This is a genomic window from Actinocrinis sp. (assembly GCF_035946395.1).
Lineage (GTDB): Bacteria > Actinomycetota > Actinomycetes > Streptomycetales > Catenulisporaceae > Actinocrinis.
The window spans coordinates 1-25,192 of sequence record NZ_DASYZI010000258.1 but is presented as its reverse complement, the minus strand read 5'-3'; the positions used below and the strand labels follow the sequence as shown (position 1 = coordinate 25,192).

23 protein-coding genes and 1 pseudogene are annotated in these 25,192 nt (G+C 69.0%); 13 read left to right on the top strand and 11 right to left on the bottom strand.

Annotated features, from left to right (window positions below; genetic code table 11):
- Window positions 1-52: 52 nt before the first annotated feature.
- The 3 genes from VGS97_RS16025 to VGS97_RS16015 form a co-directional block, all read right to left on the bottom strand.
- Window positions 53-307, bottom strand: a complete 255-nt coding sequence (locus tag VGS97_RS16025) for a DUF6457 domain-containing protein (RefSeq protein ID WP_326854325.1) — start codon at window positions 305-307, stop codon at window positions 53-55.
- A 158-nt stretch (window positions 308-465) separates the two neighbouring features.
- The gene (mobA, locus tag VGS97_RS16020; protein WP_326854324.1) at window positions 466-1,173 is read right to left on the bottom strand and encodes a molybdenum cofactor guanylyltransferase; all 708 of its coding nucleotides are present in this window, start codon (window positions 1,171-1,173) and stop codon (window positions 466-468) included.
- Between the two features lie 7 nt (window positions 1,174-1,180).
- Complete coding sequence (locus tag VGS97_RS16015; protein WP_326854323.1) at window positions 1,181-1,642, bottom strand: ATP-binding protein; 462 nt, start codon at window positions 1,640-1,642, stop codon at window positions 1,181-1,183.
- 171 nt (window positions 1,643-1,813) lie between these two features.
- Between VGS97_RS16015 and pheA the strand changes: the two genes are divergently transcribed.
- Together pheA and VGS97_RS16005 are read left to right on the top strand one after the other, a co-directional pair.
- Window positions 1,814-2,752: a prephenate dehydratase gene (gene pheA, locus VGS97_RS16010; protein ID WP_326854322.1), complete on the top strand. Its 939-nt coding sequence runs from the start codon at window positions 1,814-1,816 to the stop codon at window positions 2,750-2,752.
- 333 nt (window positions 2,753-3,085) lie between these two features.
- A complete protein-coding gene (locus VGS97_RS16005; RefSeq protein ID WP_326854321.1) occupies window positions 3,086-3,922 on the top strand; it encodes a hypothetical protein in 837 nt (278 codons plus the stop codon).
- Between the two features lie 52 nt (window positions 3,923-3,974).
- Here the strand turns inward: VGS97_RS16005 and VGS97_RS16000 are convergent, their stop codons facing one another.
- Together VGS97_RS16000 and VGS97_RS15995 are read right to left on the bottom strand one after the other, a co-directional pair.
- Window positions 3,975-5,003, bottom strand: coding sequence for a hypothetical protein (locus VGS97_RS16000; RefSeq protein ID WP_326854320.1), 1,029 nt, complete (start codon window positions 5,001-5,003; stop codon window positions 3,975-3,977).
- A 68-nt stretch (window positions 5,004-5,071) separates the two neighbouring features.
- Window positions 5,072-5,395: a multidrug efflux SMR transporter gene (locus tag VGS97_RS15995; protein ID WP_326854319.1), complete on the bottom strand. Its 324-nt coding sequence runs from the start codon at window positions 5,393-5,395 to the stop codon at window positions 5,072-5,074.
- A gap of 170 nt (window positions 5,396-5,565) precedes the next feature.
- On the opposite strand from VGS97_RS15995, the gene VGS97_RS15990 reads away from it, so the two are divergent.
- Window positions 5,566-5,844: a TfoX/Sxy family DNA transformation protein gene (locus VGS97_RS15990; RefSeq protein ID WP_326854318.1), complete on the top strand. Its 279-nt coding sequence runs from the start codon at window positions 5,566-5,568 to the stop codon at window positions 5,842-5,844.
- A 46-nt stretch (window positions 5,845-5,890) separates the two neighbouring features.
- On the opposite strand, the gene VGS97_RS15985 is transcribed toward VGS97_RS15990, so the two are convergent.
- From VGS97_RS15985 to VGS97_RS15970, 4 genes are all read right to left on the bottom strand, one after another.
- Entirely contained in the window at window positions 5,891-6,727 is an 837-nt protein-coding gene (locus tag VGS97_RS15985; protein WP_326854317.1) for a peptidoglycan-binding protein, read from the bottom strand.
- A gap of 555 nt (window positions 6,728-7,282) precedes the next feature.
- Window positions 7,283-8,131 carry a fructosamine kinase family protein gene (locus tag VGS97_RS15980; RefSeq protein WP_326854316.1) on the bottom strand — a complete coding sequence of 283 codons (849 nt, stop codon included), beginning with the start codon at window positions 8,129-8,131 and terminating at the stop codon, window positions 7,283-7,285.
- Window positions 8,128-8,583 (bottom strand): low molecular weight protein-tyrosine-phosphatase, encoded by a 456-nt coding sequence (locus VGS97_RS15975; RefSeq protein ID WP_414641730.1) that lies wholly within the window; start codon window positions 8,581-8,583, stop codon window positions 8,128-8,130. Before VGS97_RS15975 ends, VGS97_RS15980 begins: the two co-directional genes overlap by 4 nt.
- A gap of 186 nt (window positions 8,584-8,769) precedes the next feature.
- On the bottom strand, window positions 8,770-9,153 hold the full coding sequence (locus VGS97_RS15970) for a phage holin family protein (RefSeq protein WP_326854314.1): 384 nt from the start codon (window positions 9,151-9,153) through the stop codon (window positions 8,770-8,772).
- Between the two features lie 161 nt (window positions 9,154-9,314).
- Here VGS97_RS15970 and VGS97_RS15965 point away from each other — a divergent pair, with 161 nt between their 5' ends.
- The 5 genes and pseudogenes from VGS97_RS15965 (at window position 9,315) to VGS97_RS15945 (ending at window position 17,090) form a co-directional block, all read left to right on the top strand.
- Window positions 9,315-9,884 (top strand): MarR family winged helix-turn-helix transcriptional regulator, encoded by a 570-nt coding sequence (locus tag VGS97_RS15965; protein WP_326854313.1) that lies wholly within the window; start codon window positions 9,315-9,317, stop codon window positions 9,882-9,884.
- A 441-nt stretch (window positions 9,885-10,325) separates the two neighbouring features.
- Window positions 10,326-10,538: a hypothetical protein gene (locus VGS97_RS15960; protein WP_326854312.1), complete on the top strand. Its 213-nt coding sequence runs from the start codon at window positions 10,326-10,328 to the stop codon at window positions 10,536-10,538.
- 228 nt (window positions 10,539-10,766) lie between these two features.
- Window positions 10,767-12,332: pseudogene (thiC, locus tag VGS97_RS15955) on the top strand (phosphomethylpyrimidine synthase ThiC); the annotation flags it as partial.
- A 25-nt stretch (window positions 12,333-12,357) separates the two neighbouring features.
- Complete coding sequence (locus tag VGS97_RS15950) at window positions 12,358-15,093, top strand: MGH1-like glycoside hydrolase domain-containing protein (protein WP_326854310.1); 2,736 nt, start codon at window positions 12,358-12,360, stop codon at window positions 15,091-15,093.
- Window positions 15,094-15,212: 119 nt separating this feature from the next.
- The gene (locus VGS97_RS15945) at window positions 15,213-17,090 is read left to right on the top strand and encodes a DUF262 domain-containing protein (RefSeq protein WP_326854309.1); all 1,878 of its coding nucleotides are present in this window, start codon (window positions 15,213-15,215) and stop codon (window positions 17,088-17,090) included.
- A 33-nt stretch (window positions 17,091-17,123) separates the two neighbouring features.
- Here the strand turns inward: VGS97_RS15945 and VGS97_RS15940 are convergent, their stop codons facing one another.
- Window positions 17,124-17,957 carry a metallophosphoesterase family protein gene (locus VGS97_RS15940; protein WP_326854308.1) on the bottom strand — a complete coding sequence of 278 codons (834 nt, stop codon included), beginning with the start codon at window positions 17,955-17,957 and terminating at the stop codon, window positions 17,124-17,126.
- A 150-nt stretch (window positions 17,958-18,107) separates the two neighbouring features.
- On the opposite strand from VGS97_RS15940, the gene VGS97_RS15935 reads away from it, so the two are divergent.
- Complete coding sequence (locus VGS97_RS15935) at window positions 18,108-18,905, top strand: nuclease-related domain-containing protein (protein ID WP_326854307.1); 798 nt, start codon at window positions 18,108-18,110, stop codon at window positions 18,903-18,905.
- Between the two features lie 31 nt (window positions 18,906-18,936).
- Here VGS97_RS15935 and VGS97_RS15930 read toward each other — a convergent pair whose 3' ends face one another.
- Window positions 18,937-20,052, bottom strand: coding sequence for a HoxN/HupN/NixA family nickel/cobalt transporter (locus tag VGS97_RS15930; protein ID WP_326854306.1), 1,116 nt, complete (start codon window positions 20,050-20,052; stop codon window positions 18,937-18,939).
- Window positions 20,053-20,263: 211 nt separating this feature from the next.
- Here VGS97_RS15930 and hisC point away from each other — a divergent pair, with 211 nt between their 5' ends.
- The 4 genes from hisC to VGS97_RS15910 form a co-directional block, all read left to right on the top strand.
- Window positions 20,264-21,328 (top strand): histidinol-phosphate transaminase, encoded by a 1,065-nt coding sequence (gene hisC, locus VGS97_RS15925; protein ID WP_326854305.1) that lies wholly within the window; start codon window positions 20,264-20,266, stop codon window positions 21,326-21,328.
- Between the two features lie 350 nt (window positions 21,329-21,678).
- Window positions 21,679-22,845, top strand: coding sequence for a pyruvate dehydrogenase (acetyl-transferring) E1 component subunit alpha (gene pdhA / locus VGS97_RS15920; RefSeq protein ID WP_326854304.1), 1,167 nt, complete (start codon window positions 21,679-21,681; stop codon window positions 22,843-22,845).
- Complete coding sequence (locus tag VGS97_RS15915; RefSeq protein WP_326854303.1) at window positions 22,842-23,897, top strand: alpha-ketoacid dehydrogenase subunit beta; 1,056 nt, start codon at window positions 22,842-22,844, stop codon at window positions 23,895-23,897. Before pdhA ends, VGS97_RS15915 begins: the two co-directional genes overlap by 4 nt.
- 18 nt (window positions 23,898-23,915) lie before the next feature.
- A partial coding sequence (locus VGS97_RS15910; protein WP_326854302.1) for a dihydrolipoamide acetyltransferase family protein occupies window positions 23,916-25,192 on the top strand: 1,277 nt, incomplete at its 3' end.

Sequence of the window (25,192 nt, the reverse complement as noted above, 5' to 3'; positions counted from 1 at the left end):
GCGGCCGGTTTGCTCGACGGCGCCGAGGGCGGGATCGCGCCGAAGCAGGCCGTCACTCGTCGGCCGGTCGCCGGTGTGCCTCGGCGGCGGCGGAGAGGACTGACACGACGCTGTCGAGGCCGTCCAGGCTCCCGCCGATGCCGAGCGCGTAACCGGCCAGGAACGTGGTCAGCGGCGCTGCGGGGCGGGCGATCGCGTGCGCGGCGACCCTGGCGAGGTCGAGCAGCGCGTCCTGCTGCTGCGCGGTGAGCGCGAGTTCGGGGCGGCCGAGTTCCGAAGCCGCTTCGCTGAGCCAGGAGTCGAGCATCGCGTGTCAGTCCCTCTCGTCGCCCGGGGTCCGCGGCGCCGGCTCGGCCGCCCACTGGCTTGGTTTAACACCGTGGCTGGTTTAGCACTGTGCTTCGTTTAACACCGTGTCTAACACCGTGTCGGCTCAGGCGGACGCTGTGTTGCTTCGGCAAGGTGCTATGTCGGTTTAGCGAGGCGCTGTGCCGGTTCGGCGAGCCGCCGTGCCGCGGCCACATCCTCCCAGGTGTCGCAGTCCAGCACGCTCTGCCCCGCCGCCGTGATCCGAAGCAGCCGCAGGTCCCGCACCAGTCGGCGCAGCGGAAGACCGTGCAGAGCCTCCTGGCCCTGATCGGCGATTCTCGCCAGCAGCGCATCGCGCCGGTAGACCGCGGTCAGCCACTGCTCGTGGCCGTCCGGGTCCACGGCGATGGCGCCGTCGTAACCGGTCCCCGAAGCGGTGAGCACTGTCCACAGGCTGTGGACAGTCTCAGCCGTCAGGAACGGGAGATCGGCGGCGAACACACCGACGTAAGGGGCTCGGCACATGGAGAGTCCGGCCGCGATCGCCGCGACCGGTCCGCCACCCGGCGGATCCTCGCGGGCCCAACGCACCGAGCGGCGCGTCGGACGCATCGGTCCGACAACGATCGGATTGTTGTGATTTACCGAAATATCATGACCGGAGGCCGCCTCGGCGGCATCTGCGGATGCAACTCCAGTGGATTCTTCCCCGTGCGGCGCTGCGTCGTGCACGACCGCGGTGCAAGCCTCGATGACCCGGTCGAGCAGCGACCGGCCGCCGATCTCGACCATCGGCTTGTCCGCGCCGCCGAGGCGCCGTGCTTCCCCGCCGGCCAGGATCAGTACGTCTATCAGGGCGTCCACGTAAGCATCATGCCGCCATTGTCACGCCCGGCTTGAGGTCCCGCTCGAAGTGGATCATCGCGCCACGCGCCGGGTGGTTGCGGATGTCCACCCGATCGCACAAAGCCTCGATGAGCATCAGGCCACGGCCGTCCTCCGGAGTGTCCGCCAGGGGCACCGCCGCGAGGTGCGCCCGATGCCGTGTTGACGCGGACGTGTGCTCGGCCAGCCGGCGCGGGGCGAAGCCGACCCCGTTGTCGATCACGTCGATCCAGCACCGGTCCTCGCTGATCCCGGCCGCCACCCAGTACCCTTCCGCCTCGCCGGCGTGCTCGATCACGTTCGCGCACGCCTCGGTGAGCGCCACGCCCAGATCGAAGGAGATCTCCGGATCCATCCCGGCGAGCGACGCGGTGTCCCGCAGCATGCGCCGGGCCTTCCCCACGCTCTCCGCCTCTCTGGGCAGCAGCAGGGTCCAGTTGACGTCCACGAGCCACAACCTCCCACGGTCGAGGTGCACGCAGTTACGTATTACCGCTCCCGAGGATCAATACGCGCTCAACGTACGTGATGGCCGACACCGTGTCGTGCCCGGATCACTCATACGGCTGCACCCTCTGAGCGCAGCCCAGTTGCATGGCAGCAAGATACGGTGGTCACCATGTCGGTCCAGCAACCAGCCCGTTACGCCTACCTCGGACCCGAGGGCACGTTCACCGAGGCGGCGCTGCTCGCGCTGCCGGAGGCCGCTTCAGTCGAGGCGGTGCCTTACCCGACTGTCCCCACCGCGCTCGGTTCGGTACGCCGTGGCGAGTGCGCCGCCGCGGTCGTCGCCATGGAAAGCTCCGTCGAGGGCGCGGTCACCGCGACGATAGACGAACTGGCTACCGGTGAACCGCTGGTCATCATCCGGGAACTGGTGCTGCCGGTGAGTTTCGCGTTGCTGGCGCGGCCGGGCACCGTCCTCGACGACGTCAAGACGGTCGCCAGCCACCCGGTGGCCGAACCGCAGTGCCGCCGCTGGCTCGGCGAGCACCTGCCGGACGCCCGCTGGGAGGCCGCCACGTCGAACGCGCACGCGGCTCGCCAGGTGCAGGACGGGATCTACGACGCGGCGCTGGCCGGTTCGTTCACGGCCACCCGCTACGGGCTGGTCGTGCTCGCCGAGCCGGTGCACGACGTCGCCGGTGCGCAGACCCGGTTCGTGGTGGTCACCCGGCCCGGCCCGGTGCCGCCGCCCTCCGGGATGGACAAGACCTCGATCACGGTCGGGCTGCGCGACAACCACCCCGGCGAGCTGATGGAGATCCTGGAGCAGTTCGCCACCCGCGGGGTCAACCTGAGCCGGATCGAGTCGCGGCCGACCGGCAAGGCGATGGGCCGCTACTTCTTCTTCATCGACTGCGAGGGCCACATCGCCGACGCCCGCGTCGGCGAGGCGCTGATGGGTCTGCGCCGCACAAGCGCGCACCTGCGGTTCCTCGGCTCGTATCCGCGCGCCGACGGGCAGTCGCCCACGGTGCGCCTCGGCACCAGCGAGCAGGAGTTCGCCGCGGCACGCGATTGGCTTGAAGCAGCCCGCGCGGGCGGGTCCGCCTGAGCCGCCGGTGAACTCGCGTTCGCCCCGGCGTGCGCCTCCGACTGCAACCGTGCGGGCTCTGACGCCGCATCAGGCTGTGCCTTATGCAGTTGCAAGAGCCTCCTGAGAATTCTCAGCACGAGCCTTACCTGGCGTCTTGGGTCGGTTACGCTAGGCCACAAGACTGATGGCGCAGTCTGTCGCACCGATGCGTGGATGTAATTAGGGGACATCCGGGGGTCGCACGCTGCGGCAGAGACGAGCACGGATCGACGTACGAGGGGGTTGACAGTGGCGCTCGTGGTCGTCGTTCCGGGTCCCGGCGGTCCGGGCCCGCGTACGGCTGATTCGGGGGTGCGTCGGACCGATCCGGTGCAACGTGTCGTCGCGGCGTTGTCCTCTTCGGTGCGCACCATGCGCGGGCCGGTTCCGCGTGCGGGAGACGTCAACGTGCTGGACTTCGCCGATCTGTTCGCCCGGCCCGCCGAGTCCGCAGACGCCGCGGACGGCGCCGCTGACGAGCTCACCACGGAACTGTTGCGCGCGTGGTGGACCGAGGCCGTCCGGATCGACAGGTTCGACGCGGGGGCCGATCGACGCGGGGGCCTGTTGGTGAATGGCCCGATCGATGGCTCAATCGGTGGCATAGTGCACGGCGCGGAGGAACCGGCCGAACTGTCCGCGGCGCTCGGCGGCGGCGCCTACTTCCGCGGCCCGCCGGATCTTGCCGAGACCGAGGCCCGCGCGCTCAGTCGGTACCTGACCGATCTGAAGCTGCGTCACGAGGCCCGCGACCGGACCCAGGGCGCGATCCTGCCGGGCACCCGGGTCGTGATCGGCCACGGACTCGGCGGGTTGATCGCGTACGAGGCGCTGTGCGCGCTCGGTGACGGGGCAAGCGTCACCCTCGTCTCGCTCGGCGCCGCGCTGTGCGGGCCCGAGCAGATCTTCGGCCGGCTCGAACCCGCGCCCCGCAACGAGCAGGGACACTGGCCCGCCGCCGTCCGGCGCTGGTTCAACGTGGTGGCGCACTCCGACCCGACCGCGATGATCGCCCCGCAGCTGACCGCGCGCTTCGGCCCCGGGATCGAGGACGAGGTCGTCGAGATCAAGAGCTCCAGCGGCGACATCCAGCCCTACCTGCTGGACCGCGTCGTCGGCAGGGCGCTGGCCACCGGCCTGGCCCGCTGACGCCGTACGCGTGCCAGTTGTACGAATGCCGGGGCCAGTGCGCCCTAGCCGCCTAGCTTAGGTAGCCCAGATCCGGCTTCTCCGGCTCGGGCAGGGCCCACACCGGATACGGCTCCTGCGCGACCTGCTTCTGTTCCGGTACGTGGAACTGATCCGATATCTGCTGCTGGGCCGTGTACTCGATCGGGGTTTGGTGCTGGACCGGAACGACGGTCTCGGTCGCGTACATCGCGCGCAATTCGTCTTCCTTGTACTGGATCTGCTCGAAGAGCCGGGCGGACAGCGCGTCGAGCGCCCGTTCCGCGCCGAACTCGGCGAGCACTTGGCCGAGCGGGCTGGACAGCAGCGTGTCCCGCTCGACCCGCGCCTCGGCGGTCCGGGCGCGCAGCCAGATCAGCCGCTGACGCAGCCACAACTGTCGCTCCTCGGTGCCCGCCTCCGGCCCGTTGGCGCTGATCACCGTCCACTCCTCGGCCAGCCGCTGCAAGTCGTACAGGTCGGCGCGCCGGTACGCGTCATTGACCCGGGTTATGAACGCGTTGCGCCGCTCCTTCTCCCGCGGATCCTGCGTGAAGTCGGGGTGCGCGCGCCGCGCGAGGTCCCGGTAGAGCCGTTGCAGCGTCTTGGCCGGATCGGCCGTCTTGGACTGGTCCTCGGCGGGCTCGGCGGAGTCGATGAACCGCAGCGTGCTGGCGTACTCCGGATCGATCAGCGGCGCCGGTTCGGGCTCCGGCGGCAGCGGATCGGTCAGCGGATCGAACACGGGCGCGCCCGCCGATCCGTACCTCAGTTCGTACGCGCGGCGGGCCTGTTCGGGATCGCCGGACACCACGGCCTTCGCCTCGGCGATGAGCAGGTCGAGTTCGTCGAGCCGGTCGTAGAGCGGCCCGAGGTGGTGATGGTGCAGCCTGGTCAGGCGGTCGAGGTCGAGCCGTGCGGCCTCCAGGGCGATCTGCGCCTCGGCGAGCGCGGACTCGGCCGAGGAAACGGTGTCCTCCAACGACGGCGCTGCCTGTTCCCCCGTGGGCGGCGCCGTGCTGAAGGGCTTGTCTTCCGTGTCAGACGTCGCGGAGACGTCCATGGGGCCCTCCTTGCTGGTCCGTACGCGGTAAAGATATCGGTCGCACTGTGGTTCGGTGCATCGGCGGTTCAGTGCACCGCGCCGAAGAGGTTGAGCCCGACCACGCCCGCCACGATCAGGGAAACGGACACGAGCTTCGCCGCGGAGGCGCCTTCGCCCAGGAACAACATTCCGAAGACGACTGTTCCGGCCGCCCCGATCCCGGTCCACACCGCGTACGCCGGGCCGATCTCCAGCCGCCGCAGCGCCAGGGTCAGCAGCGCGAACGAGCCGATCGCGAACAGCGAGAAGCCGAGCGTCGGCCAGGGCTTGGACAAGCCGTCGCTCTGCTTGAGGCAGACCGCGAACCCGGTCTCCAGCAGACCGGCGAGAACGACGAGTACCCAGGCCATGTCCCTCAGTCTCGGTGGGCTGCTCATCGTACACAATTCGAATTAAGCGATGAATGTCAGTCATAAGGCCGAACCGGGTGGCCGAGGCGGCGCTGCTGAGCCAGGCTCGTGTGCAGTGTGGCGTGTGTGTAGCGGCGCTGATGTGCACGAAGGAACGAAGGGCGGCGGCGATGACGGTGGGCGGATCGACCCGGGGCACGCCGATGGATCGGGCGGTGAACATCGGGCCGGTGCTCTCGGAACGGCTCGGCTCCGTCGGCGTGGACACTCTCGAACAGCTCAAAGCGCTCGGCGCGTTGCGGGCCTGGCAGCTGATAGCGGACCAGACCCCGGGCGAGGAGTGCGTGCACACCCTGCTCGCCCTGGAAGGCGCGATCCGCTCGGTGCGTTGGACCGCGATCAGCCGACAGGAACGCGACCGGCTGCTGACCGCGGCCGGGCTGCGATAAGGCATCGGCGGTACGGCGAGCGCGGTCCGGCGTCGGCGGCAAGCCGTCAGACGACTCTGCCGGACTGCAACGCGGTCCAGGTCTGCTGGTTCGTCGAACCGGTCGCGGCGACTCCCACCTGCTCCTGGTAGCGGCGTACGGCGGCGAACGTCGCGGCGTCGTAGTGCCCGCTGATCGTGAGCCCGGCGTTCTCCGCCGTGTTCAGCGCCTCCTGTAGCCGCCTGACATCGCCCGAGCGCTGGCCGAACTTCAGGTCGGGCTGCGACCCGGCCGCGATCAGGGCGGTGAGCGTGGGCTTGCCCACGGTCCCGGACGGGTCGGCGGTCACCCCGGCTCTGGCCTGGAAGGACGCCACGGCCTGGGCGGTCGCCTGGTCGTACTGACCGGTGATGCCGCCGCCGTAGTAGCCGAGCGCACGCAGGCGCGTCTGCACGTAATGAACGTACGGCCCGGTCGAGCCGACGCTCAGCGGCAGCGACGTACCACCCGCAGAGGCGCTCGGCGATGCCGACGCGCTGGCGGACGCGGACGGGCTTGCCGAACCCGGCGCCAGGTCGACGCTGCCGACCGTCGAGGTAGTGGAGACTGTCGCGGTCGGCGAGTTCGTCGCGGCGCCGTTGGCTGGGCCGCTGCCGTTGTTGTGGCTGCCGATGTAAAGCAGGCCGAGGATCACCGCCGTGGCAGCGGCAACGGCTCCCAGGGTTCCCCACACCACCGGCTTGCGGATGCCGCTCGGTTCATCGTCGTCCCAGTCCTGAGCATCGTCGGATCCTGCTCCGGGTGGGTATCCGTTACCCGGTTGAGGGCGCACGTACTGCGTCGGCGCGGCGCTGAACGCGTCAACGGTCCGCGTGCCGTCCATCGGGCCCGACGGCGGGGGCATCCGGTAGTCGGCTTCGACCGGCGCGATCAGCTGAGTGCGGCTGTGCTCGTTGACTTGCCCGTCCGGCGGACGGAACAGCGACTCGAAGCCGGACTCCGGCGGCTGGGTGTGAGAGGGGCGATGCGTGGGCGGCGCCTGGAAAGGCAGCTGCTGGGTCGGGGCTGCCTGGGCTGCGTTCGATTGAACGGTGCCCGATTGGACTGTGCTCGACTGGACTGTGCTCGATTGAAAGCTGGCCGTTGCGATGGCTTCAGCGGGTACTGCCGCGGCGGGCGTACCGCACATTCGGCAGAACCGACCTTCGATCGGCTCACCGCAGGAGCTGCAATAGCTCAAGCTCACCGCTCGTCACGCTCCATCGGATGCCCGTGAAATCAATGTGCCCGTGAGGTCGATGTCGGCGCCCCCTTTACCCCGACGTTCGGTCGGTAACTGTAGTACGGGTGTACGCGCGCCTGATACGTTCCACGCCGACCTTTTGCTCTCCTGGGACAGGACTGTCACATAGAGCGCCGGGGCGTTATCTGCGCCCCTACAGGTACCACTCTGTCAGCGCTACAGGTACTGCCTGGCCGCGGCGACCGCCTGCGCGCCGTATGAGGCGCCGAAGAGCACGGCGTGCACGAGCAGCGGATGCAGCTGGTGCAGGCTTGTCCGCTCGCGCCAGTTCTCGTCGAGCGGGTGCACCTCGTCGTACGCGGCCACAATCGTGTCGAGATGGGGTGGTTCGAACAGGGCCATCATCGCCAGGTCGGTCTCCCGGTGGCCGCCGTGCGCCGCGGGGTCGATCAGCCAGGCGCGGCCGCGGGTGTCCCAGTGGATGTTGCCGGCCCAGAGGTCGCCGTGGATCCGGGCGGGCAGCTCCGGCGGTCCGGCCAGGTCCTCGATGCGCGCACAGACCCGCTCGATCACGGCCACCCCGTCGGCGTCCACCGCGCCCCGGTCCGCCGCCGCACGCAGGTAAGGCAGTACTCTGCGCCCGGCGTAGAAGCCGGGCCATTCCTCTTCCTCGTTGTTGTCGAGCGGCAGTGAGCCGATGTAGCCCGGCCAGTCGGCGCCGAAGGACTGCGCGCCGCGTGCGTGCAGGGTGGCCAGCTGGCGGCCGAATTCCTCGGCGCCGTCGCGGGTTGCCCGTCCCGGCGCGATCCAGGTGGTCACCAGCAGCGAGTCGCTGATCCCGAGCACTTCCGGCACCCGTACGCCCTCGGCCTCGCGCAGCCAGCGCAGTGCGTTGGCCTCGGAGGCCAGGAAGCTGGGATCCTGCCCGCCGGTCGCTTTGACGAACACGTTGCCCCCGCCGAGCAGCGCGACCCGGTATGTCCCCGCGCCCCCCGCGCCGGTGCCCAGCGCCGTCACCCCGGCCACGGCGGCCTCCAGCAGCGCGGCCACCTGGTCGCCGATCACCCTGCCCTCGTCTCCAGCGCCTTCCCAATGTGCGACAGCAGACCCGGCATCGCGCCCTCCACCATCGCCAGGCATTCTTCGAAGCCTGCCAGAGAACCGTAGTACGGATCGGGCACGTCCAGCCGGTCCGGCCCGGCGCCCGGGTCGAACTCGCGCAGCAGGCGCAACTCGGCCGGATGTTCCGCGGCCGATGCCGGGGAGCCGGTCCAGCGGCGCAGGGTCCGCAGATGCCCGGAGTCCATGGCCACCACCAGATCCCGGCGGCCGAGGTCTGCGGGCTCGAACTGCCGGGCGACGTGCCGTGACGGATAGCCGTGCTGTGCCAGCACGCGTACGGTGCGCGGGTCGGCGCCTTCGCCCACGTGCCAGTCGCCCGTCCCGGCGCTGTCGACGGCGACCGCGCCGGACAGTCCGGCCGCGGCGACGCGTGCGTGCATGACCCACTCGGCCATCGGCGAGCGGCAGATGTTCCCGGTACAGACGAAGCAGATGCGGTACGGGCCGCGGTCCCGTTCACTGCCGGGGCCGCGGTCCGTACCGGTACGGATGTCCGTGTGGTTGTTCACTGGCCTTGTTCTTCGGTCACGATCGTGTGCGCGGCCGTTGAACTGCGGCCGCTGCTCTGCGTTCTACTACTTCTACTTCTTCTTGTCGTCCGGCAGCAGCGCGTGCAGGATGAGCGACGTCGCGGTCGCGATCACCGCCCCGATGATCGCGAACAGGAAGTTCTCGACGTGGAAGGCCACCGAGAAGTGCTCGGAGATCTTCGAGGTCAGCCACAGCATGAGAGCGTTGATGACGAAGGTGAACAGGCCGAGGGTGACGATCAGCAGGCCCATGCTGAAGAGCTTGACGATCGGGCGCAGGAAGGTGTTGAGCAGGCCGAAGATGAGCGCGACCAGCAGCACCGTCCCTACCAGGCCGATCCCGTGACCGGTGAACTCGATGTGCGGTTTGGCGAGGATTGAGGCCACGTAGACCCCGACGCCGTTGATGAGGATCTTGATCACGTAATTCTTCATGGCCGCATGTTGCCGCAAGTGGCACGCTTCAGCCAAGAAGGTGTGGCAAGCTGTTGTAGAAGGGTACGGGTGGCGCTCGCAGAGCGTTGTGTATCACCCATCCGCGTCAGAGCCCGCCACAAAAACGGGCATTTTGTGCGACACAGGATATGATCGACGCCATGACAGCAGTGGATGACCGGCTCGGCCACATGGTCAAGAGCCTTGAGCAAGAGCTCTCCGGAGCGAAAGACGCGGCACTGCGCCCGATGGGCCTGACTGTCCCGCAGTACTCGGCGCTGTTGGTGATTGCTGACACGCCGGGTATCAGCGGGGCCGAACTCGCCCGCCGGTGCCTAGTGACTCCGCAGACCATGACGACGGTTTTGGGAAACCTGACCGTCAAGGGTCTCATCGAGCGGCGCACCGTCCCGGGTCAGGGCCGCGCGATGGAGACGACGATCACCGCGGCGGGCAAGAGATTGCTCGGCCGCGCCGACAAGAAGATCCTCGAGGTTGAGGAGCTGCTCAACGGGCAGCTCAGCAAGGCGGACCAGCAGTCGCTGCGCAAGCTGCTGGAGAAGTGCCGCAGCGCGTTCACCACCGTCACCGCTTCGGTCGAGGCGCAGGAGGAGACTCCCGCCGCGCCGACGCGTCCGGCCCGGAAGACCGCGAAGAAGGCACCCGCCGCCAAGAGGCCCGCGAAGAAGGCTGCTTCGAAGCGCACGGCAACGCGCGCCAAGAAGGCCTGATCGCAGCCGGCGACAGCCGGCGTACATCACGGCAGTGCCAACCGGCCGCGCTGTCTCAACAGTGTTAGTCGGTTGCCTACAGCATCAACAGGTGTCAATAGACATCGGTGGCATCAGCTTTATCAATGGTTTCAGTGCGACACGGAAATACCAGGCAGTATCAACAAGTGTCGGTTCGTGCGTCCCTGGCACGGATGTGCGATTTGGCGACCGACCGCGAGCAGCCCGCCGGGGTGCGCTAGGTCCCGGCGGGCACTGTCCTGCGTGTGTACTTGAGCCGTTGCCCGAGCAGGTGTGCCGCCTGGCCTGGCGACAGGCCTGGCGCCCGGGGCGAACGCGATATATCGTGGATTGGGGAACGGGGGCGAGGGCCCGGTCGTTCTCCTGGCAGACGCCGTAACGCGCGGCGTCGTAGCGCTCCTGAAGGGGTTGGGAAGGCAGATGCCATTCTGGCTCAAGGCTGTTCTCGCGGTCGCCGGCGTGGTGATCGCAGCCAAGATCGTGATCGCGCTGGTCACCGCGGTGTTCAGCTCGCTGTTCTTCGTCGCGCTCGTCGCCGGGGCGGCGGGCGTCCTGTGGTACGGCTACCGCCGGTTCATGAACTCGCTGCCTGCCAACAAGCGCCGGCAGATCCGCAACAAGCGCGGCTTCTGATCCTGTTCGACCGGGCCGCCACACGGGGTGAGGCGCGTCATCGCGCCGGTGCACGCACTTGCACCGGCGCGCGGTCGCGCTAGGGTGAGCCCGGAAAACTGAAGACCGCGGGAGCTCGGGACCGACCGGGCTGAGAGGGCGACTGGCCGAGGGCCGTGATGGCAGGCCGTCGTCGCCGACCGCATGAACCTGTCCGGGTAATGCCGGCGTAGGGAGCGTGGGACTTCCATGTCCGAAATTCGCAAGACTTATCTGAGCGTCGGCTCATCCACAGGCACATCCACGTCTGGCACATCTACGTCTGGGGTGCGCGGGGAACTGCGCGTGCCGATGCGTGAGATCGTCCTTTCGGACGGTAACAGTGTCGTGCTGTACGACACCTCCGGTCCTTATACCGACCCGGCACTCACGACCGATGTGCACGTCGGGCTGCCCAAGCTCCGGCAGCCGTGGATCGCCGCGCGCGGCTCCAACGGTGGCGGCGGTATTGGCACGCAGCTGTCGTACGCGCGCCGCGGCGAGATCACCGCCGAGATGGAGTTCATCGCACTACGCGAGGGCGTGCCGGCCGAGAAGGTGCGCGACGAGGTCGCCGCCGGGCGCGCGGTGATCCCGGCCAACGTCAACCACCCGGAGACCGAGCCGATGGTCATCGGCGAGGCCTTCCTGGTGAAGGTCAACGCCAACATCGGCAACTCCGCGGTCACCTCCTCGATCGAGCAGGAGGTGGAGAAGATGGTGTGGGCGACCCGCTGGGGCGCCGACACGGTGATGGACCTCTCGACCGGCCGGGACATCCACCAGACCCGCGAGTGGATCCTGCGCAACTCCCCGGTCCCGATCGGCACCGTGCCGATCTACCAGGCGCTGGAGAAGGTCGGCGGCAAGGCCGAGGAACTGTCCTGGGAGGCGTACCGGGACACCGTGGTCGAGCAGTGCGAACAGGGCGTCGACTACATGACCGTGCACGCGGGCGTGCGGCGCGACTACGTGCCGCTGACCGCTCGCCGCAAGACCGGCATCGTCTCGCGCGGCGGCTCGATCCTGGCGGCCTGGATGATCGCGCACGGCCGGGAGAACTTCCTGTACGACCACTTCGCCGAGCTGACCGACATCCTGCACGCGTACGACGTGACGTACTCCCTCGGCGACGGCCTGCGCCCCGGCTCGATCCACGACGCCAACGACGAGGCGCAACTCGCCGAACTGCGCACGCTCGGCGAACTCGGCCGGATCGCCCGTGAGCGCGACGTCCAGGTGATGATCGAAGGCCCCGGACACGTCCCCATGCACAAGATCCGCGAGAACGTCGAGTTGCAGAAGGCGCTGTGCGACGACGCGCCCTTCTACACCCTCGGCCCGCTGACCACCGACATCGCCCCCGGATACGACCACATCACCTCCGCCATCGGCGCTGCGATGATCGGCTGGTACGGCACTGCGATGCTCTGCTATGTCACCCCGAAGGAGCACCTGGGCCTGCCGGACCTGGAGGACGTCAAGCAGGGCATGATCGCCTACAAGATCGCCGCGCACGCCGCCGACCTGGCCAAGGGCCACCCCGGCGCGCAGGCCTGGGACGACGCGCTCTCCGATGCCCGGTTCGAATTCCGCTGGGAGGACCAGTTCAACCTGGCGCTCGACCCGGCCACGGCCCGCTCCTTCCACGACGAGACGCTGCCCGCCGCCCAGGCCAAGCAGGCGCACTTCTGCTCGATGTGTGGCCCGCACTTCTGTTCCATGCGCATCACGCACGAACTTCGCCGAATCGAGGAGCGGGGTAGCGCGGCGGCGGCCTCGGTCGGGTAAGACTGGTCAGGTGCATCAGGATGAGGATGACAACAACCCCGCTTCGGAGAGCTACGACGACACCGAGCGGCGGCGGCTGAAGGCCGCGGACGACGGTGCGGAGCCCTGGCACGAGTGGGGGCCGTACCTGTCGGAGCGCGCGTGGGGCACGGTCCGGGAGGACTACAGCGCGGACGGCGACGCCTGGGACTACTTCCCGTTCGAGCACGCGCGCTCCCGCGCCTATCGCTGGAGCGAGGACGGCCTGGCCGGGCTGTGCAACCTCAACCAGGACTGGTGTTTCGCCCTGGCCTTCTGGAACGAGCGCGACCCGATCCTCAAGGAACGCGCCTTCGGCCTGACCAACGCCGAGGGCAACCACGGTGAGGACGTCAAGGACTACTGGTGGTACGAGGACGCCACGCCGACCGCGTCATGGCTGCGCTGGCGCTACCACTACCCGCAGGCCGAGTTCCCGTACACGCAACTGCGTGAGCAGAACGCGGCGCGCGGAAAGGGCGACCCCGAGTACGAACTCATCGACACCGGGATCTTCGCCGGGGACCGTTACTTCGTCATCACCGCCGATTACGCCAAGGCTGCTCCCGAGGCATACGCGCTGCGCATCACGGTCGAGAACGTCGGACCTGAGGCCGCGCGGCTGCACGTCCTGCCGCACCTGTGGTTCCGCGACATGTGGTCCTGGGGCCGTGCGCCCGACATCGAGGACACGGTTGACACCGACGCGCTGCTCATCCGCGGCGAACCGGGGCGGCTGACCGCGACGCATCCGCACACCGGGGCCGTCTCGCTGTCCGACGCCTCGGGCCAGACTCCGCCCGCGCTGCTGTGCGACAACGAGACCAACGCGAAGCTGCTGTTCGGCGCGCAGAACCGCACGCAGTACCCGAAGGACGGCATCGGTGACCACGTCGTGCACGGCGCGTCGACGGTGAACCCGTCGGCGACCGGTACCAAAGGCGCGCTGCACTACGTACTCGAACTCGCTCCCGGCGAGCGCCGCGAGATCGACCTCTGGCTCACTGGTTCCGACAACGCCGCTTCCAATAACGCTGCTTCCGGCAACACCGCGTCCGGTGCGCAAGCAGCGGATCACGCGCGGGTGCTGGCCGACCGCGAACGTGACGCCGACACGTTCTACGCCGCCTGCACGCCGCCCGGTCTGAGCGCGGACGACGCGCGAATCATGCGCCAGGCCTACAGCGGCCTGATCTGGTCGAAGCAGTTCTATCACTACGACGTGCACCGCTGGCTGCACGGCGATCCGGCGCAGCCGCTGCCACCCGACCACCGGGCGCACGACCGGAACGCCGGCTGGCAGCACTTCTGGGCGCGTGACGTGCTGCTGATGCCCGATCCGTGGGAGTACCCGTGGTTCGCCGCGTGGGATCTGGCCTTCCACTGCGCCGCGCTGGCCGAGATCGACCCGGGCAGCGCGAAGCGGCAGCTGCTCACCTTCCTCTCCCAGCGCTATCAGCACCCGAACGGCCAGGTCCCGGCCTACGAGTGGAACTTCGACGACGTCAACCCTCCCGTGCTGGCCTGGGCCGCGCTGCGGGTGCACCGGGCGGCGGGCGGCGACCGCGAGTTCCTCAAGGCCTGCTTCCACAAGCTGCTGCTGAACTTCACCTTCTGGGTCAACCGCAAGGACCAGGGCGAGGACAACATCTTCGAGGGCGGATTCCTCGGCCTGGACAACATCGGGGTGTTCGACCGCTCGAAGCCGCCGGTCGACGGCGTGCTCGAACAGTCCGACGGCACCGGCTGGATGGCCTTCTACTGCCTGTGCATGCTGGAGCTCTCCCTCGAACTGGCCACGGCGGAGCCGGTCTATGAGGACATGGCCTGCAAGTTCGCCGAGCACTACGCCTACATCGCGGTGGCGATCAACGACTGCGGGCTCTGGGACGAGCAGGACGGCTTCTACTACGACCGGCTGCGCCGCGACGGCGCCGACCCGGTGGTGATCCGAGTGCGTTCCATGGTCGGCGCGATCCCGCTGCTCGCCGCCGTCGCCGTGGACGCCGACACGCTCAAGCGGCTGCCCGGCTTCACCGCGCACCTGGAGGAGTTCACCTCCCGTCGGCCCGAGTACGCCCGTGCGATGACCCGGCCGCACGCCGCGGGCGGAATGGTGTTCTCGGTGGCCGACGACGTGCAGGCGGCCCGGATCCTGAACCGGCTGCGCGACCCGGCGGAGTTCCTCTCTGCGCACGGGCTGCGCTCGCTCTCCCGCTACCACCTTGAGCACCCGTTCTCGGTGGATCTCGGCGGGTACACCGCGAGCGTGGACTACGAGCCCGGCGAGTCGCGCTCCGGGCTGTTCGGCGGCAACTCCAACTGGCGCGGCCCGGTCTGGATGCCGCTCAACTACCTCGTGTTCGAGGCCGTGTGCCGGGTCGGCCCGGCGCTGGCCGTCAGCGCGCACCCGGTCGACGGCGTGCCGCCGGTGGACCGGGCCGGTTTCGCCGAGGAGCTGCGGCAGCGGCTGATCGGCCTGTTCCGGCTCGGCCCGGACGGCCGGCGGCCGGTGCTCGGCGTGTCGGGCGGCGGCGCGCAGGACGACGGTGCGACACTCGAATCAGCCATCTTGCAGTCCGACCCGCGATGGCGGGACCGGCCGTGGTTCTTCGAGTACTTCCACGGTGACAGCGGAAAGGGGCTCGGCGCGGCGCACCAGACAGGGTGGACCGCCTTGATCGCTTCACTGATTCGTAATCCCACGTTGGGTTTTCCGCTACGCTGACCTGGGCATGTTCCGGAAGACAGGGCGGGCAAGAGGCGCACTGACGTGAAGACAGCGCTCGAAGGCGCACACCGGGCAAGCCGCGATCCGCGTCTCGCAACATCGGGGACGGCGCAATTTTGACCAAGAACACACAGGAGCGCATCGACGGCCGCGGTCACACCGTCAGGGAGCTGTTCACCGGCCGGCGGTACGGGCTCGAACATTACCAGCGGGAGTACGACTGGACGCGGACGCATGTCGGCGATCTGTTGCACGACCTGTCCGAGCGCTTCCTCGAACAGTGGCGGCCGGACCACGATCGCGAGGACGTGGCCGGGTACCGCCCTTACTTCCTCGGCCCCTTCGTCACCTATCCCTCCCCGGGTGTCTCCTACCTCGTCGACGGCCAGCAGCGGTTCACCACGCTGCTCCTGCTGCTCATCCACCTGCGCCACCGGCTGACGGATCAGGAGGACCACGCCGGGGCCGCCGTGCTGGACAACATGATCTGCACGGTCCAGTACGGCGTGCCCACCTTCACCGTGCACGTGGACGAGCGCGAGCCCGCGTTGCGCGCGCTGCGCGCCGGGCGCGACTTCCCGGTCACCGAGCTGACCCCGATCGCGGTGCGCACCATCTGCCAGCGCTACCGGGAACTGGTCGAGGACTTCCCGGCCGAACTGCGCGGCGAGGCGCTGCCGTTCTTCGTGGACTGGCTGCTTGAGCGGGTGTTCCTGGTCGAGATCACCGCGCGGGACCGCGACCACGGCTGGGAGATCTTCGAGTCGATGAACGACCGGGGCGCCCGGCTCACCCCGCTCGACCTGCTCAAGTCCTTCCTGCTCTCCCGCGCGGACAAGGACCACAGCGCGCTGAACGCGATCTGGCGGCGCACGATGTCGCAGCTCGCGGTCACCGACGACCAGGCGCCCGGCGACTTCATCAAGACCGTGCTGGCCGCCCGCTACGCGCCGGCCGACGCGGCCACCGCCGAGCGCATCTCCACCGCCTTCCACGAGTGGGTGCGGCAGAACACCGAGGCGGTCGGGCTGGTGCGGCCGCGCGACTACCGCGTGTTCATCCGCGAGACCATCAGGCCCCTGGCGGACCGCTACCGCGCGCTGGTCGAGGCCTGCGCCGCGCCGGCCAAGGGCCTTGAGCCGCTGTTCTACAACGCGGCCAACGGGTTCACCTCGTTCCAGCTCACCCTGATCATGGCGGCGATCGGCCCGACCGACTCGGACACCGTCTTCCGGGAGAAGGCCCGCCTGGTCGCCGCGTTCTGCGATCTGCTGCTGGCCCGCCGGATGGCCAACTACGCCGCGTTGCAGTCCGGCGACCTGGCCCGGCAGGTCGGCGCGCTGATCGAGCCGCTGCGCGCGGCGCAGAGCCTCGACGCGGTGCGCACCCTGCTGTCCGCCGAGGTGTCCGGGCTCGAACACGGCTTCGCCGGGCTGGAGACCTTCGGCCTGCGCTCGGACAACCGCAAGCAGGTGCGCTACCTGCTGTCCCGGATGACCGCGTGGGTGGAGACCCAGTGCGGCCAGCCCGACCTGATCGCCGACTACCTGGGCTTCGGCCCGACGGGGCGCCCGTACGAGATCGAGCACATCTGGGCCGACCACTTCGGCCCGTACGCCGAGGAGGTCGGCACGCCCGAGCGCTTCCGGGTGGTGCGCAACCGATTCGGCGCGTTGCTGCTGCTGCCCAAGGAGATCAACGCGGCATTCCGCGACGACCCGTACTCGCTCAAGGCCGAGCACTACCGCGCGCAGAACCTGCTGGCGCGCTCGCTGCACCCGCTGTGCTACGAGCGCAACCCGTCCTTCCGGCGGTTCATGCTGCGGCACGGCCTGGCCGACTACTTCCGGGCGTACCCGCACACCTTCGGCATCACGTCCATCACCGAGCGGCAGCGGCTCTACCGCGCCCTCTGCGAGCGGATCTGGGACCCGATCCGGCTCGGTCTCGCTCCGGCGGTCGAGCCGCAGCCGACGGAGCCCCAGACTGCGTGATATGGCCTTTCGAACTCGACTGGGGTGGTCCCGTCAGGGCGCTTCGTTGGGTACCGAGGGCAGCGCGCAGACCAGGCACGGGCCGCCGAGGAACACACCGGTGTCCAGGTTGACCGCGTAGCCCCCGGCGTACACCAGCGGACCGGTCACGTTCTGCGGCTCGATGCCGAGCAGCAGCGGGATCGGGGAGTGGCCGTGCACCATCTGCCTGCCGCCGAAGACGCGCAGGAACTCGCGGGCCGCCGTTCCCTCGTCCGAGGCGAAGGCGAAGCGCTTGGTCATCAGGTGGGTGAGGCGGTCGATCTCCTCGACGTCCACCGGGGCGCGAAGCAGCTCCGCGATGCCGGCGTTGACCGCCTCGACCGACTCGCCGTATTCGAGGTACCCGACCGTGTCCGCGTGCACGAGCAGGTGCTCGCCGACGCGGGCCATGGCGGGCAGAGCGGCGATCCACTGTAGATGATCGTCCGTCAGCCGGTCCGAGTCGGCGCTGCGGCCGCCGTTGCCGATCCAGCGCTCGCGGAACAGGGCGTGCACGTCGTCATCGTCGTCGTGGTGAAGTATGCGCAGCTTGCGCCCTTCGGGCAGGTGCGCGGCCAGCAGCATCGCCTCGTGGTTGCCGAGCAGGCAGCCCACCTCACCGCCCTGGTCGGCCGCCTGGACCTGCAACGACATCACCAGATCGAGCACTCCGACGCCGTCCGGGCCCCGGTCGGTCAGGTCGCCCAGGAACCACAGCCTGGAGTCCTCGCCGATCCAGCGCTCCCGCTCGTCGATGTAACCGGCGCGGTACAGCGCCTTGCGCAGCGGGTCCACGCAGCCGTGCACGTCGCCCACCGCGGCCACCGATTCGGACACGTCAACCATGAGATGTGAGGGTAGTGGCCGAGAATGGGATTCCGGTATCCCTGACGCGTGTCGCCATCGGGCGCTACCGTGCTGTGCAGGGTTTCGGCGCGGGGCGCAACGGTGCGCGGGGAGCCGCCGGAGACTGCGGTGTTCTTGAGGAGGATGCCGATGGCCGCACTCGGTCGGGCGGCACGTCAGGAGGGTCCGCCACGAGCGGGCCAGAGCCTGCAAGCCGCGTATACGCAGCGCTATGGCGCATTTCTCGCGGCGCGCCGCCGTGCCGCCGGGCTGTCAGCCCTCTGGTGGGGGCCGACGCTCGGCGCCGTCGCGATCCTTGCCGGCGTCTCGACGCACTTCCCGGTATTCGGGCTGGTCCTTTTCGTGCTGGCCACGGCCGCCGTGCTGGACGTGTTGTTCCGCCGGCCCGATTCGCTCGTCAAGGTCAAGGCGCGCGCCTCCGCAGAGTCGGCGACCGGTAAGGAGCTGCATGCGGTCGAGATCCGCGGCCGGGCGACTGTGCTGCACGACCGGATGTTCAGGGCGACGGCCGACCCGTTCGAGGTCGAACACCTGGTGCTGTCCCCGCGCGGCGCCTTCCTGATCGACACGAAGCAGTGGGGCGGCATCAAGATGCTGGGCACCTCGCTGTACGTCGGCCACGCCGATCAGGAGTCGTTGTTCGAGGCGATGGCCAAGCGGGCTCGGGCGCTCGCCGAGGCGCTGACCGAAGCGTCCGCGCACGACGAGGAGGTCGGCATCGTCACGATCCACCCCGTGATCGCTGTGGGCGCCGAACAGCTGAAGGGCACGCCACGCACCATGCGCGGCGTCACCATCGTGACTCTGCCTCAGCTCGCGCCGATGATGCGTAGCCCGGACCTGCGCTGGTCGCCCTCGGCCGTGGACACCCTGAGCGCCGCAGCTGAACTGCTGCTGGTGAGCAAGCAGTCGACCGGCGCGGTCTAGCAGTCCGACTGTCTTCTGGGCCGCCTTCTGACTAGCTCTCCGTCCGCCAGCGTTCCTCGATCCGGCCGAACCGCCAGACGGCCAGTGCCACGACCCACGTGGCGACGAAGAGCCCGACGATGACGAAGCCGACCGTGTTCAGGTTCAGCCCGGCGATCCAGGTCCAGAACGCCCCGGTGAAGTTGAGCTGCTGGGCCAGCAGGCCGAGCAGCTCGACGGTGCCCACGATCAGTGCGACGGCCACGGACAGTCCAGTGATCGTCAGGTTGTAGTACACCTTGCGCACCGGGTTGGCGAAGGCCCAGCCGTAGGCGAAGTTCATGAACGAGCCGTCGATCGTGTCCAGCAGGCTCATCCCGGCGGCGAACAGCACCGGCAGCGACAGGATCGCGTACCACGGCAGCCCGGCCAGCGCCGTGGACGAGGCCAGCACCAGGAAGGCGACCTCGGTGGCGGTGTCGAAGCCGAGGCCGAACAGCAGGCCGACCGGGTACATCTGCCACGGCTTGCGGATCGCCCGCATCACCCGCCCGAGGATCCGGTTGAGCAGGCCGCGGTTGTTCAGGTGCTCCTCAAGCGCGGTCTCGTCGAACTCGCCCCGGCGCATGGCCCGGAAGACCTTGAGGATGCCCCAGAAGATGACCGCGTTGACCGCGGCGATCACGTACAGGAAGCCGCCGGAGACGGTCGTGCCGATCAGCCCGGCGTAGTGGTGCAGCGGCGCGTTGCCGTCCTTGACCGGGCCGACCAGCGCCTTGACGCCCATCGCGAGCAGGAGGGAGAGCCCGAACACGACGCTGGAGTGGCCAAGCGAGAACCAGAAGCCGACCGACAGCGGTCGCTTGCTCTGCGGCATTTGCGCCTCTGACATTTCCGCCTGGGACATCAGCTTGCGCGTGGTGTTGTCGATCGCGGCTATGTGATCGGCGTCGAAGGCGTGGCGCATGCCCAGCGTGTAGGCGGTCAGCCCGGTGCCGACGCCGAACGCGGTACTGCCGAGCCGATAGTGGCTCGACGCGATGGACGCGACGATCCCCCAGCCGACCACGTGCAGCAGCAGGATGAATCCCGCCATTCCGGACAGCCGGTACCACTCGCCTGGGCGCAGTGCGCTGCGAGCTCGGGCGAGAGTGATCGTCGGCGTCATGAAAACCACTATTGCAAACTGTTCGCATCTGCGGCTAGTAGGCGGTCTGTGGACGCGCCTGTGACGTTCGAGACGTCCGAGTCGTACGCTGAGGCTCGGTTGACTTCGAGAAGGCACACCGCGATGTCAATGGCAGGGGTGTCAAAGACAGAAGACAGCGCTGTTGAAGAGGACAGTGCTGTTAGAACAGCGCTGTCAGAGAGGGCAGGCAATGGTGACTGGGCCCAAGCTGCGTGACGCGATCGCCACACTCCCGACCTACAAGGCGGGCAAGGCGCCGGAGCCCGGTGAGGGGAAGACGTTCAAGCTCGCCTCGAACGAGAACCCCTATCCGCCGCTGCCCGGCGTTCTGGAGGCCGCGTTCGCCGCGGCCGGCTCGATGAACCGCTACCCGGACTTCGGCTCGGTCGAGCTGCTCGAAGCGCTCGCCGCGCACTACGGCGTGCCGGTCGAGCACCTGGCGGTGGGTACCGGATCGGTCGGCGTTTCGCAGCAACTCCTACAGATCACCGCCGGACCGGGTGACGAGGTCGTGTACGCCTGGCGGTCCTTCGAGGCCTATCCGATCCTCACTCAGATCGCCGGGGCGACCTCGGTTCAGGTGCCGTTGCGCGACGAAAAGCACGACCTCGACGCGATGGCCGACGCGATAACCGACCGCACCCGGCTGGTCTTCGTGTGCACGCCGAACAACCCGACCGGCACCGTGGTGCACCGCGCCGAACTGGAACGTTTTCTGGACAGGGTGCCCGCCGGCGTCCTGGTGGTGATCGACGAGGCCTACCGCGAGTTCAACCGCGATCCCGAGGTCGCCGACGGTATCGACCTGTACCGGGACCGGCCGAACGTCTGCGTCCTGCGCACCTTCTCCAAGGCGTACGGGCTCGCCGGCCTGCGCGTAGGGTTCGCGGTCGCGCACCCTCCGGTTGCTGCGGCGCTGCGTTCGTGCGCCGTGCCGTTCGGCGTGAACCTGGTTGCCCAGGCCGCCGCCGTCGCGTCACTGCGGTCGCAGGCGGCGCTCGGGGAGCGGGTCGAGGCCTTGGTCGCCGAGCGCGCCCGGGTGCTCGCCGCGCTACGTTCCCATGGCGTCGAGGTCGAGCACACCGAGGCGAACTTCTACTGGTTGCGGCTCGGCGAGCGCACCGTCAAGTTCGCCGCGGCCTGTGAGGAGTCCGGAGTCACCGTGCGGCCGTTCGCCGGGGAAGGCGCGCGTGTCACCATCGGCGAGCCTGAGGCGAACGACCTGGCTGTGGCGGTCGCCGCGCGCTTCGCGTAACACATCATGCGCGCGTACTCAGGCCGTTACTTAAGGCAATCGGACGATACGTAAACAGGTAAGGCACCGGACAAGTTTTAAGACGCCTATTCATTCGGTAGGCACTGTTCGATGGAAGCAACCGATCGGTAACCTGGCCCACATCGCCGCGCCCGCCGACCACCACCCGAGGCGGCGGCGCTGCGACCCGGCAACGATCCAACCCGTCCCGGCGATCCCGGGAACGGAGCGACCGGTGACGTCGAAGGCCGCGGACGGCAGTCCGGGCAGACGGCGCCGCAGCCGGTCGCCATGAGGACGCCACCGCGGAAGACCTCCGTGGTCCTCGCCGACGATGAGGAGTGAAGAACGTGACGACACGGACCCCGGCGCGTCCCCGCCGGTCCGCGCAGGCGCAGCCGCCGGCGCTCGAACAGGGCGCGCTCGCGCCCGAAACCTCGGCCGAGCTCCAGCTCATTCAGCTGCTCACCCCCGAAGGTGAGCGCATCCCCCATCCGGACTATCCGCTCGAAGTGACGCCCGACGAGGCCCGGTCCCTGTACCGCGACCTGGTCCTGGTGCGCCGGGTGGATGCCGAGGGCACCGCGCTGCAACGTCAGGGCGAGCTGGGCCTGTGGGCCTCGCTGCTCGGCCAGGAGGCCGCGCAGGTCGGCTCCGGCCGGGCGATGCGGCCGGGCGACTTCGCTTTCCCGACGTACCGCGAGCACGGCGTCGCGTGGGTCAGGGGCGTGCCGCCGATCAACCTGCTCGGCATGTTCCGCGGCGTCAACAACGGCGGCTGGGATCCGCACGAGAAGAACTTCATGCTCTACACCATCGTGATCGGCTCACAGACGCTGCACGCGGTGGGCTACGCGATGGGCATCCAGCGGGACGGCTCGGACGAGGCGGTGATCGCCTACTTCGGCGACGGGGCCTCCTCGCAGGGCGACGTCAACGAGGCCTTCGTCTTCGCCGCGTCCTACAACGCCCCGGTCGTCTTCTTCTGCCAGAACAACCAGTGGGCCATCTCAGAGCCCACCGAGCGGCAGAGCCGGGTTCCGCTCTACCGCCGCGCCTCCGGCTTCGGCTTCCCCGGCGTGCGCGTCGACGGCAACGACGTCTTCGCCTGTCTGGCAGTCACCCGGGCCGCGCTGGACCGCGCTCGCAGTGGCGAAGGCCCCATGCTGATCGAGGCGTACACGTACCGCATGGGTGCGCACACGACGTCCGACGACCCGACACGTTACCGCGGCAACGACGAGGTCGAACTCTGGCGCGCCCGCGACCCGATCGCCCGGCTGCGCGCCCACCTGGTCCGCGAGGGACTGGCCGACGACGAGTTCTTCGCCGGGATCGACGCCGAGGCGGACGCTCTGGCCGCGCAGATCCGGGCCGGCTGCCTGGCGCTGCCCGATCCGCAGCCGCTGAGCATGTTCGACCACGCCTACGCCGAGCCGCACCAGCAGATCGACGCGGAACGCGCGTGGCTCGCCTCGTACCTCGACAGCTTCGGCGACGAGGAGGCGGCCCGATGACCTCCCCGGCGACGGGCACCGCGAACGCTGCGCCCCAATCGAACGCTGCTCCCCAGTCGAACGCTGCGCCCCTGTCGAACACCGTCACCCTCGCCAAGGCCCTGAACAAGGGACTGCGCCGGGCCATGGAGCGTGACTCCAAGGTGGTGCTGATGGGCGAGGACATCGGAAAGCTCGGCGGGGTATTCCGGGTCACCGACGGCCTCCAGAAGGACTTCGGCGAGGCCCGGGTCATCGACAGCCCGCTGGCCGAGTCCGGCATCCTCGGCACGGCGCTCGGCTTGGCCCTGCGCGGTTACCGGCCGGTGTGCGAGATCCAGTTCGACGGGTTCATGTCCCCGGCCTTCGACCAGATCACCACGCAGGTCGCCAAGCTGCGCGCCCGCTCGCTCGGCAAGGTGCGGATGCCGATGGTCATCCGGGTGCCCTTCGGCGGCGGCATCGGCGCGGTCGAGCACCACTCGGAGTCGCCCGAGGCGGTGTACGCGCACATCGCCGGCCTGCGCATCGTCGCCTGCTCGAACCCGGTGGACGGCTACTGGATGATCCAGCAGGCCATCGAGTCCGATGATCCGGTCCTCTTCTTCGAGCCCAAGCGCCGCTACTGGGACAAGGCCGAACTCGACGAGTCGGCCGGTCCCGCGTACCGGCTCGACCAGGCCGTCGTCGTGCGCTCCGGAACGGACCTGACCCTGGCCGCGCACGGCCCGATGGTGCGCACCTGCCTCGACGCCGCGCTCGCCGCCGAGGACGAGGGCCGCTCGATCGAGGTGATCGACCTGCGCACCATCTCGCCGCTCGACGTCAACGCGGTCGCCGCGTCGGTGGAGCGCACTGGCCGGCTCGTCGTGGTGCACGAGGCGCCGGTCTTCTTCGGGCTCGGCGCGGAACTGGCCGCTCAGATCACCGAGCGCTGCTTCTACCGGCTCGAAGCCCCGGTCGGCCGGGTCGGCGGCTTTCACACGCCGTACCCGCCGTCGCGGATCGAAGAGACGTACCTGCCCGACTTGGACCGCGTGCTCGACGCCGTCGACCGCGCCTTCGCCTACTGATACCGGAGGGAGAGCAGCATGGCTATCAAGCAGTTCCGGCTCCCCGACGTGGGTGAGGGCCTGACCGAGGCGGAGATCCTCCAGTGGATCGTCGCGGTGGGCGACGAGGTGAAGGTCAATCAGACCCTGGTCGAGATCGAGACGGCCAAGGCCGCCGTCGAGCTGCCCTCGCCGTTCGCCGGCGTGGTGCGCGGCCTGCTGGTCGAGGCAGGCAGCACGGTGGACGTCGGCACGCCGATCATCGCGATCGAGACCGCCGACGCGCCGGCTGTGCAGGGCGACGAAATGGCGACACAGATCGCCCAGACCGCACAGCCCGCGAGCACTGTGCAGTCCGGGCAAACCGCCAAACGTGAACCGGTGCTCGTCGGCTACGGCGTCGCGCACAGTTCCACCAAGCGCCGGGTGCGCAGGGGCATGCCGTCGCGCAGCGTGCCGACTCCCGCACCGGCAGCACCTGTGCGAGTGTCCGCACCCGCCCCAGCCCCGATCGCCGTCGAGCGGCCGCAACCGGTGTCGGCGCCAGCGCCCGAGCCGGTGACCGACCGGCCGACCCACGTCCTTGCCAAGCCCCTGGTCCGCAAGCTGGCCAAGGACCTCGGCGTGGACCTCACGACGATCGCGCCCGAGCGTGAAGACGGCGTGATCACCCGTGAGGAGGTCGAGCGTGCCGCCGCACGCGTTACGACTCCCAAGCTCGGCACGGGCATGCTCGTCACACCTGTGGGCGAGACGCGGCGCGTACCGGTCAAGGGTGTGCGTAAGGCCACTGCGGCGGCGATGGTCGCCTCCGCATTCACTGCTCCGCACGTCACCGAGTTCCTGACGCTTGACGTTACGCGCACCGTGAAGCTCGTCGCGCGGCTGAAGGAACTGCCCGAGTACGAGGGTGTCAAGGTCTCGCCGCTGCTACTGGTCGCGAAGGCACTGCTGGTCGGCGTGGCCAAGCATCCGGAGGTCAACGCCTCCTGGGACGAGGCCGCGCAGGAGATCGTCATCCACGGCTCGGTGAACCTCGGCATCGCCGCCGCGACGCCGCGCGGGCTGGTCGTGCCGAACATCAAGGCGGCCGAGCGGCTCCCGCTGCGCGATCTGGCGGTGGCACTCGGGCAGCTGACCGCGACCGCGCGCGAGGGGAAGACCGCGCTCGAAGACCTCACCGGCGGAACCATCACCATCACCAACGTCGGCGTCTTCGGCGTCGACACCGGCACGCCGATCCTCAACCCGGGCGAGGCGGCGATCCTCGCGTTCGGTGCGATCAGGCAGCAGCCATGGGTCGTGACCGGCAAGCA

Coding starts and splice junctions, on each gene's coding strand:
- VGS97_RS15940 (WP_326854308.1), bottom strand. CDS start 17,957: ATGGTTGACGTGTCCGAATCGGTGGCCGCGGTGGGCGACGTGCACGGC.
- pheA (WP_326854322.1), top strand. CDS start 1,814: ATGTCGGTCCAGCAACCAGCCCGTTACGCCTACCTCGGACCCGAGGGC.
- VGS97_RS15970 (WP_326854314.1), bottom strand. CDS start 9,153: ATGAAGAATTACGTGATCAAGATCCTCATCAACGGCGTCGGGGTCTAC.
- VGS97_RS15985 (WP_326854317.1), bottom strand. CDS start 6,727: ATGCCCCCGCCGTCGGGCCCGATGGACGGCACGCGGACCGTTGACGCG.
- VGS97_RS15965 (WP_326854313.1), top strand. CDS start 9,315: ATGACAGCAGTGGATGACCGGCTCGGCCACATGGTCAAGAGCCTTGAG.
- VGS97_RS15915 (WP_326854303.1), top strand. CDS start 22,842: ATGACCTCCCCGGCGACGGGCACCGCGAACGCTGCGCCCCAATCGAAC.
- VGS97_RS15990 (WP_326854318.1), top strand. CDS start 5,566: ATGACGGTGGGCGGATCGACCCGGGGCACGCCGATGGATCGGGCGGTG.
- VGS97_RS15930 (WP_326854306.1), bottom strand. CDS start 20,052: ATGACGCCGACGATCACTCTCGCCCGAGCTCGCAGCGCACTGCGCCCA.
- VGS97_RS16025 (WP_326854325.1), bottom strand. CDS start 307: ATGCTCGACTCCTGGCTCAGCGAAGCGGCTTCGGAACTCGGCCGCCCC.
- VGS97_RS15995 (WP_326854319.1), bottom strand. CDS start 5,395: ATGGCCTGGGTACTCGTCGTTCTCGCCGGTCTGCTGGAGACCGGGTTC.
- VGS97_RS16000 (WP_326854320.1), bottom strand. CDS start 5,003: ATGGACGTCTCCGCGACGTCTGACACGGAAGACAAGCCCTTCAGCACG.
- hisC (WP_326854305.1), top strand. CDS start 20,264: ATGGTGACTGGGCCCAAGCTGCGTGACGCGATCGCCACACTCCCGACC.
- VGS97_RS15975 (WP_414641730.1), bottom strand. CDS start 8,583: ATGGCCGAGTGGGTCATGCACGCACGCGTCGCCGCGGCCGGACTGTCC.
- VGS97_RS15935 (WP_326854307.1), top strand. CDS start 18,108: ATGGCCGCACTCGGTCGGGCGGCACGTCAGGAGGGTCCGCCACGAGCG.
- VGS97_RS15960 (WP_326854312.1), top strand. CDS start 10,326: ATGCCATTCTGGCTCAAGGCTGTTCTCGCGGTCGCCGGCGTGGTGATC.